We start from the raw sequence: 1,131 nt of genomic DNA on the forward strand, positions 1-1,131 counted from the left end.
GGCGATTTCAAATCCCAAGTGCAACGATGGGTTGAATGTCGACATTCTGGTTGAAGCAGTCCTCGAAGAGGACTTGAGCCGGTGTGCGGAAGCCCAAGGTTTTGCGTGGGCGGGTGTTCAAACTCCAGGCGATGTGATCGAGATGGCGCTGAGAGTGGACGCTCAGGTCTGTTCCTTTGGGCAGGTACTGCCTGATCAGGCCGTTGGTGTTCTCGTTGATGCCGCGCTGCCAAGGGCTGTGAGGGTCTGCAAAATAGATCTTCAGCCCCGTGCTTTCGGCGAGTTTCTTGTGCAAAGCCATCTCTTTGCCTTGGTCGTAGGTCAAGGTTTTGCGAAGCGCTTCGTCCAATGGCGAGAAGGCCTGCTCGTAGCCCTTGAGGGCATCCAGCGCCGTGGCGCCATCCATCTTGACCAGCATCACGAACAAGGTCTTGCGGCATACCAGGGTGCCCACGGCCGAACGGTTCAGCGCTCCTTTGATCAAGTCGCCCTCCCAATGTCCGGGCAGCAGGCGATCGTTGGCCTCGGGCGGACGCACATGAATGCTCACCATGTCCTGCAGCGAACCACGCCTGTCTTCTCCCCGAGTACGAGGCTTGCGCGCGCCGCGGCCCTGGCGCAGCAAGGCCACCAATTCCTTGCGCAATCCGCCACGCGGGGCAGCATAGATGGCCGTGTATATCGTCTCGTGAGAAGCTTGCAATTCGCGCTGTCCAGGGTGCTCTTGCTTGAGTGTGCCGGCGATCTGCTCGGGCGACCAGCACTGCTCCAGCAGCGCCCGAACCTTGCGCCACAGCGCGCCCTCGAAGTGAAGTTTGCACCGACGCCGTGCCTGGCGTCGCACACGGCGCGAACGTACCCCGGCCCTGACCGCATCGTAGCCACCCGCGATGCGCGGGCGCCCCATTGGGCCGAGCTCTGCATCGGACTTGAAGCCATTGCGCCGCAACTCCCGCGTGATCGTGCTGGGCGCGCGCCCCAACGTTGCGGCAATCGATCTGGCGCTGCTGCCTTGCAGCTTCAGCGCCATGATCATTCCTCGCTCTTCGGCGCTCAGTTGTTCGTAACTTCTGTTCATGCAAGCTCTTCCCTTGAGGATCGAGTGTGTTGCACTTCAGACTTGAAACCGCC

1 protein-coding gene is annotated in these 1,131 nt (G+C 61.0%); it reads right to left on the reverse strand.

The window, feature by feature from the left end; translation table 11 throughout:
- Nucleotides 1–7: 7 nt before the first annotated feature.
- Nucleotides 8–1,078, reverse strand: a complete 1,071-nt coding sequence (locus BLV60_RS33860; RefSeq protein ID WP_093060177.1) for an IS30 family transposase — start codon at nucleotides 1,076–1,078, stop codon at nucleotides 8–10.
- Nucleotides 1,079–1,131 lie beyond the last annotated feature (53 nt).

This window comes from Variovorax sp. YR634, assembly GCF_900106655.1.
In the GTDB taxonomy this organism is placed as follows: Bacteria; Pseudomonadota; Gammaproteobacteria; order Burkholderiales; family Burkholderiaceae_C; genus Variovorax.

Excerpts from the sequence above, each read along its gene's own strand:
- BLV60_RS33860 (WP_093060177.1), bottom strand. The coding sequence starts at position 1,078 with ATGAACAGAAGTTACGAACAACTGAGCGCCGAAGAGCGAGGAATGATC.